The sequence below is a fragment of the Nocardia sp. NPDC059764 genome, assembly GCF_042732555.1.
Lineage (GTDB): Bacteria > Actinomycetota > Actinomycetes > Mycobacteriales > Mycobacteriaceae > Nocardia.
Genome location: NZ_JBHWHH010000262.1, coordinates 1 through 7,511 on the forward strand (window position 1 = coordinate 1; position 7,511 = coordinate 7,511).

Annotated in this window: 5 protein-coding genes; 3 read left to right on the plus strand and 2 right to left on the minus strand. The window is 69.7% G+C overall.

All coding sequences use genetic code 11. The features are described from left to right. Positions 1-49: 49 nt before the first annotated feature. Entirely contained in the window at positions 50-460 is a 411-nt protein-coding gene (locus tag ACFV4K_RS33625; protein WP_379280329.1) for a PaaI family thioesterase, read from the minus strand. 114 nt (positions 461-574) lie between these two features. On the opposite strand from ACFV4K_RS33625, the gene ACFV4K_RS33630 reads away from it, so the two are divergent. Further along, on the plus strand, positions 575-3,715 hold the full coding sequence (locus ACFV4K_RS33630) for a BTAD domain-containing putative transcriptional regulator (RefSeq protein ID WP_379280330.1): 3,141 nt from the start codon (positions 575-577) through the stop codon (positions 3,713-3,715). Between the two features lie 6 nt (positions 3,716-3,721). Here ACFV4K_RS33630 and ACFV4K_RS33635 read toward each other — a convergent pair whose 3' ends face one another. After that, complete coding sequence (locus tag ACFV4K_RS33635; RefSeq protein WP_379280331.1) at positions 3,722-5,110, minus strand: serine hydrolase domain-containing protein; 1,389 nt, start codon at positions 5,108-5,110, stop codon at positions 3,722-3,724. Positions 5,111-5,279: 169 nt separating this feature from the next. Between ACFV4K_RS33635 and ACFV4K_RS33640 the strand changes: the two genes are divergently transcribed. Next, positions 5,280-6,317 carry an alpha/beta hydrolase gene (locus tag ACFV4K_RS33640; protein WP_379280332.1) on the plus strand — a complete coding sequence of 346 codons (1,038 nt, stop codon included), beginning with the start codon at positions 5,280-5,282 and terminating at the stop codon, positions 6,315-6,317. A 167-nt stretch (positions 6,318-6,484) separates the two neighbouring features. Further along, positions 6,485-7,465, plus strand: a complete 981-nt coding sequence (locus tag ACFV4K_RS33645) for an alpha/beta hydrolase (RefSeq protein ID WP_379280333.1) — start codon at positions 6,485-6,487, stop codon at positions 7,463-7,465. The last annotated feature ends 46 nt before the right edge of the window (positions 7,466-7,511 follow it).

The window sequence follows — 7,511 nt, forward strand, 5'->3', positions numbered from 1 at the left end:
GTTCCGTGTGGAACGACCGCAACTTTGGGGGCATCGCGTCGACAGCCGACTAGAGCACCGCCTGGGTCTGGGTCACCTTAGCGACGAGAGCGCCCGCGTCATCCCGGATCTCTGTCTCCACGACGATGAAACTCCGGCCGATGTGCAGCGGCGTCGCGGTGGCGGTGGCGTGACCGGACCGCAGGGCGCGCACGAAGTTCGTCTTCGACTCCACGGTGGTCGTACCCTGCTTGCCCGCCGGGAGATTCAGGTACGCGCACACCGCCGCGGTGGCATCGGCCAGCGCCATCAGCGCGCCGCCGTGCAGGGAACCGCCCAGCGTGCACAGGTTCTCGCGCCAAGGCAGCCGGCTGCGCACGAGTTCCGGGCCGCAGTCGAGAACCTGCACGCCGAGGCCCTCGGTGAACGGCATGGTGGCGAACAACTGGGGGCCGATCGGGTCGGCGGAGATGTCGGTCATGGGATCGACTGTGCCCGCCACGGCGCCCGGAGTCGATTACCTCACGGGTAAACGGCTGTGCCCCGCCGCGATCGGAGACGGGTGCCCGGCCGGTGTGTCTGGAAGACTCGCCGGGTGCAGGTGAGTGTGCTCGGACCGGTTCGGGTCCATGCGGAGGACGGGACCCGGGTCGAGATCTCCGGCGTCCGAGTGCGAATGCTGGTGGCGCGATTGGCGCTGGAGTCGGGGCGCGAGGTGTCCGTCTCCGCGCTGGTCGACGGACTCTGGGGCGAGGAACCACCCGCCGAGGCGTCGGGCGCGCTGCAGGCGCTGGTGTCGCGGCTGCGCAAGGCCCTGCGCGATGTGGGCACCGTCGAATTCGGGCCCGGTGGCTACCGGCTGCCCGGGGTCCGCGTGGACGCCGAGCAGTTCGAGGATCTGGTGCGGCGCGGACGGCAGGAACTCGCAGCGGGCCGCGCCGAACCGGCGGCCCGCCTGCTGGGTGAGGCCCTCGAGCTGTGGCGCGGGCCCGCTCTCGGCGACGTTCTCGACGCCCCGTACGCCCAGGCCGCCGCGACCCGGCTCGACGATCTGCGGGCCGCCGCCCTCGAGGGCCGCTTCGAGGCCGATCTGCGGTTGGGCCGCCACGCCGAGGTGCTCACCGACCTCGAGGTCGCGACCTCCGACAATCCGCTCGGCGAACGGCTCGCCGCCCTGCGCATGCGGGCCCTCGCCGCGGCTGGACGGCAGTCCGACGCGCTGGCGGCCTACGAGGAGACCCGGGTCCGGCTCGACGAGGAACTGGGCATCGACCCGTCGGCGATACTGCGCGAAACCCACCTGGCGCTGCTGCGCGGCGAACTCGAAAGCCCTTCCCCGCAAAGGGAACCCGCGACCCGGAATCTCCCGGCCCGCCTCACCGGATTCATCGGCCGCGAACCGGAGATCGCGGAAGTGGCCGGGTTGCTGGCGGATTCACGACTGGTCACCATCGTGGGACCGGGCGGGGCCGGTAAGACCCGCCTCGCGCTCGAGTCCATGGACCGGCACGGCAGCGGTACGGTGTTCTTCGTCCCGCTGGCCGAACTGGGCGCACCCGACCAGCTCGCCGATGCCGTCGCGGGCGCGCTCGACAGTGCCGCCGCCGAACGTCCCGACAAGACCGGCCGGCTGATCGAACTCCTCGACGTCGGCCCTGCCGTCCTGGTGCTCGACAACTGCGAGCATGTCATCGTGGCCGCCGCCGGGCTCGCCGAGACACTGCTGGACCGGCTGCCGCAACTGCGGGTACTCGCCACCAGCCGCGAACCCCTCGCCATCACCGGTGAGGCGCTGTGTCATCTGGGTCCGCTCGACGTGCCTGCCGAGACCGCGGATTCCGCTGCGGCCCAACGCTCCTTGTCGGCGCGGCTCTTCGTCGAACGCGCCGCCGCCATCCGTCCCGGCTTCGCGCTCGATGACGACACCGTCGCACCGGTGGTGGAGATCTGCCGCCGACTCGACGGCCTCCCGCTGGCCCTGGAACTGGCCGCCGCGAAACTGCGTGCCATGAGCGTGGACCAGGTGGCCCGGCGGCTCGGCGACCGCTTCCGGCTGCTCACCTCCGGCAGCCGCACCGCCCTGCCCCGGCAGCGCACCCTGCTCGCCCTGGTCGAATGGAGCTGGGATCTCCTCGGAGAACCCGAAAAGGTCTTGGCCCGAAGGCTTTCCGCGTTCCCCGGCGGCGCGACCGCGGAAGCCGTCGAGATCATCTGCGGCGACGAGCAACTCCCGGCCGACGACCTGCTCTACCTGCTGGACGCCCTGGTCGAGAAGTCTCTGGTCACCGTGAGCTCCGATGATCCGCCGCGTTACCGCATGCTGGAGACCATCCGCGCCTACGCCGCCGACCGGCTCGCGTCCTCAGCCGACCACCTCACCGAGCCGTTCACCGACTACTACCTGACCCTCGCCGAACAGGCCGAACCCCACCTGCGCGGCACCGAACAGCTCGCCGCCATCGCCCTTTTCGACGCCGAACACGCCAACCTGACCGTCGCGCTGCGCACCGCGCTGGGGGAGCCGGCATCGCCGGAGATCGCGTCGCGGCTGGTGCGCGCCCTGTTCTGGTACTGGGGGATCCGGGGGATGAGCACCCAGTTCGAGAGCTCGCTGGCCGGAATCCTGGCCCTCGCGGACCAGCTGCCGGAATCGGCGCGCGCCGCGTTCCGGGTCATCGCCCTCATGGCCGGAGCCCCGCCCGCCGGAAGCTCGCTGTCGACGCTGATCGAGGACTGCGTGGCAGCCGGTGGGCTGGAATTCCATCCCGCCGTACCACTGTGGACCGCGTTGCTGGCCGCCCGCGCCGAGGACGAGAAGCTCGCCGAACGACAGCTGCGGCAGGCCATGACCTGGCCGGATCCGTGGGTGCGGGCTAGCGCCCAGTTCGCCCGCGACATCGCTTCGACCGGGGAGGGACGGCTGGCGGAGGGAGTCGAGGCCCGGCGAGAAGCATTGCGGGGCTTCGAGATCGTCGGTGATCGCTGGGGCCTGGGCATGGCCCTGCTCGCGGACGGCCGCGCCCACGCGGTGGCGGGCGAGCATGATCGGGCCCTCGCCGACTACGCCCGCGCGGTCACCCTGGCGTCCGAACTCGGGACCGAGGACGATATCGCCGCCGCCCGCACCGCCCTCGCGGAAGAACGAATGCGTGGCGGCGAACTCGCCGAAGCCGCCCGCGATATCGAGGCCGCGCAACGACTCGCCGCCGACCAGGGCCGGGCTCGGCTGAGCGCGGTAATCCTCTTCGCCAGCGCCGAATTGCATCGCCGCACAGGTGATCTCGATCGCTCCGGCCGCGATCTGGAGCAAGTCGAACAGCGAATTCGTCACCTGCCCTACCCGGAATCCATGGCAGCCGGCCAGATAGCGGTCGCGCGGCTGCGGAATCACCTCTCGGGAGAGGACGTCGGGTCCGCCCGTGCGCTGCTCCCTCAGGTGATCGAAGGCTCGTTCGTGCACGGCGATTCCGCCCTCACCGCGCACGCGCAGGCTCACGCCGCGGAACTCCTCGCGAAACTCCATCTCCTGGAGGATGATCCCGCAGCGGCCGCCACGGCCCTCGGCCTCAGCGAGGTCATCCGCGGCGTCTTCGATCACGGAGAACCCGAGCTGACCACGCTCGTCGCCACCCTCACCGAGCGCCTCGGTGCGGACGAGTACCACCGCGCATATCGGCTCGGGGCCGACCTCTCCAGGCCGGAAGCCTTGGGCCGCTTGACGCGGGCGGTGGGCTGACGCCGCTCAGGACACCCTGCTGAACAGTCGCCCGGCCAGATCCACACCGATGATCTCCCCGTCGGCGTCCCGGCTGAAGAACCCGCGCTGACCCTCGAATGATCCCGCGGTGATCACATAGTCGTCCCCGTCGCCCGGCAGGATGCCGAACGGGAACGGCGGATGATCCTGCGGGATCTCCGCGCCCCCGGCGGCCCGGATCTCCGGCTTGACCTTGCAGTCCAGGTACAACTGATCGCCCTTGGCGTAGCAGGTCATGGTCATGGCGTCGATGTCGTACACGCCGGACAGCTCCGGGACGCGGGTGGCGTCGAACGGCACCGGCTCCGGGTCCTGGTCGATCACGCCCAGGTAGTGCTCCAACGCCCAGCGGACGATGGCCTGGTTGGCCGGAATGCCGTCCGGGCTGGCATTGGAGAGCACCACGATGGCGAAATCGCGCTCCGGCACCAGCTGGAAGTCCGCGAACTGGCCGAAGCCGGAACCGCCGTGCCCGGCCATGCGCACCCCGTCCACGTCCCGCAGCATCCAGCACAGGCCGAACGCGTCGGCCAGGGTGCTGTTGCGCAGTGTGACGGTCGGCTCCCGCATGGCGCGCAGCAGATCGACGGGCAGGACGGACTCGCCGTGCGCGCCCCGGCCGTCGCCGAGGTGGAAGCGGCCCCAGCGCAACAGATCCGACACCGTGGTGCCGAGGCCGCCGCCGGGATTGTTGGCGCGGGTGCCCTTCCAGACCCGCGCCACCTCGAGCGTCCCGTCCTCCTGGCGCTCGTGCCCGGCCGCGAAACGGCGAGTCATGATGTCGCCCTGGAAGTAGTAGCTCTCGGTCAGCCCGACCGGCGTGAAAATCGTGTCGGCGACGACCTTTTCGAACGGATCGCCGGTCACGTTCTCGATGACGCGGCCCAGCAGATTGAAACCGGCCTGACTGTAGGACGCGCGCTCACCGGGAGCGCCGAGCAGCGGCAGCTCGGTCAGCGACGCCACGAACGCGGCCAGCCCGTCCTCGCCCTCGCCGGTGTTGTTGATCAGGTTCCACTCGAACCCGGCGGTGTGGTTGAGCAGCTGCGCCACGGTGACGGTGGCCGCGGTGTGCTCGTCGAGCAGTTCGAGCTCGGGAACGTAGGTGCGGACCGGGGCGTCCAGGTCGACCCGGCCGTCGGCGACCAGGCGCAGCAGCGCGGTGGCGGTGAAGGTCTTGGAGGTCGAGCCGATCGCGAACACGGTGTGTTCGGTCACCGGAACCGGGTTCTCGGTGCTGGTCACGCCGACCGTGGCATGGATCTCACGGCCGCCCGTCCAGATACCGACGGCGATGCCCGGCATGTCGTACCGCACGGCCGTGGCCTCGACGAAAGCGGTCAGGGCGGCGTCGGAAGTGGTGGTCTGTGTCATGTCCGTGACGATGCCGACCGCCGCTGACAGCTCACCGACAGTGCGCTGACAGCCACTGACCGGGGTTCTCAGCCACCACTCAGTTTCGAGCCAGCAATTACTTAGAGGGGATCGGCAATGTGATGCGCTGAGTAGTAATAAGCTGGAAAACACTGCCGAAGGAGAAAGCGTGCGTTCAACGAAGATCTGGGGCAGTGGAGTACTCGCCTTGACCGCAACCGTCCTGCTACCAATCGCGGCCGGTACCGTCTGGGCCGATCCGGGCGCCTCGGTGGACTACGCCGGGGCCTCCGCCGACGGCTCCCGCATCGCCTCCAGCAAGCCCACCGATGCGCGGAACCTGACCTTGCAGGTCTATTCGGCCGCCATGGGCAAGAACATCCAGGTCGACGTGCAACAAGCCGCCGACACCTCGGGGCCCACCCCGGTGCTGTACCTGCTCAATGGCGCGGGCGGCGGCACCGACACCGCGACCTGGCGCAAGCGCACCGACGTCCTGAACTTCCTGTCCGACAAGAACGTCACTGTGGTGCAGCCGGTCGGCGGCGCGTTCAGCTACTACACCGACTGGCGCGACCCGGATCCCACATTGGGCGTGAACAAGTGGCAGACGTTCCTCACCGAGGAGCTGCCCCCGCTCATCGACGCGGCCTTGAACACCAACGGGCGCAATGCCATCGCGGGTCTGTCCATGGCGGGCACCTCGGTGTTGCAGCTGCCCATCGCCGCGCCGGGCCTGTACAAATCGGTGGCCGCCTACAGTGGTTGCGCCCAGATCAGCGACCCGCTCGGCTACAACTTCGTCAATACGGTCGTCGCCGCGGGCGGCGGTGACAGCAAGAACATGTATGGCCCCCAAGGCGATCCGGAATGGGCCGCCAATGATCCCTACCTGCACGCCGATCAGCTGCGCGGCCTGGACCTGTTCATCTCCACCGGATCCGGCCTGCCGGGTGAATGGGACACCCTCGACGGCCCGCGCACCCTGCCCGGCGCGGGCGGCCTGATCAACCAGCTCGCCCTCGGCGGCGGGCTCGAGGCCGCCGCCAACTACTGCACCCACAACCTGAAGGTCAAGCTCGACGGCCTCGGCATTCCGGCCACCTACGACTTCACGCCCACCGGCACCCACTCCTGGGGGTACTGGGAGGACGCGCTGAAGAACTCGTGGCCGGTCCTGGCATCCGGTCTGGGTCTGCCCGCCTGATCGGAGACGACGAAACCGGCGCGCCTCTAGGGGAAGCGAGCCGGTTTCGTCGTGTCCGGGGGTGGTCGCGGGACGGCCACAGTGCGGTCACCAGGGATGGAATCCGGCCCTGACCGGCGGCGCGGAATCGTACCCTCAGGCATAGTTCCATCGCCGAAGGAGACACCGTGCGATCGACAAATGTCCTGGTCAGCGCACTATCCGCGGTGGCCGCAACCATCCTGCTCACGACCGCCGCGGGCACCGCCGCCGCCGAACCCGACACCGGCGACGGGCGCCTCCAGACGCTGTGGGTCCATTCCGACGCCATGGGCCGCGACATCCAGGTCGAGGTGCAGCGCGCCACCGACACCTCGCAGCCCGTCCCGGTGCTCTACCTGCTCGGCGGCGCGGGCGGCGGCGTCGGTGCGGTGAACTGGCAGACCGCGACCGACGCGATGGACTTCCTCGCCGGCAAGAACGTCACCGTGGTGGCGCCCATCGGCGGCGACTACACCTACTACGCCGACTGGCGCGCGCCCGATCCCGTTCTGGGCGTGAACAAATGGCGGACCTTCCTCACCCGGGAGCTGCCGCCGGTCGTGGACCGGGAACTGAACGGCAACGGGCGCAACGCGATCGCGGGCCTGTCCATGGCGGGCACCTCGGTGCTGCAACTGGCCATCGCCGCACCCGGGCTGTATCGATCGGTCGCGTCCTACAGCGGCTGCGCCCAGATCAGCGACCCGCTGGGCCATCATTTCGTGAGCACCGTGGTGGAGAAGGGCGGCGGTGACCCGGCCAACATGTACGGGCCCGTGGGCGATCCCGAATGGGCGGCCAACGATCCCTTCCTGCACGCCGATCAGCTGCGCGGCCTGAACCTGTTCATCTCCAGCGGATCCGGGGTGCCAGGTCGGTGGGATCTGCCGGGCGGCCCGCACACCCTGCCCGGACTCGACGGCTGGATCGACCAGCTGACCCTCGGGGGCAGCATCGAAGCCGCCACCGACTACTGCAGCCACCATCTCGCGGCCCGGCTCGAATGGCTCGGCATTCCCGCCACCTGCTACTTCACGCTCACCGGCACCCACTCGTGGGGCTACTGGCAGGAAGCGGTGAAGCAGTCGTGGCCGGTACTGGCGGCGGGCTTGGGACTGCCCGCCTGAAACGACGCAGCGCCGAATACGACGAAACCGGCTTGCTTCCAAGGGA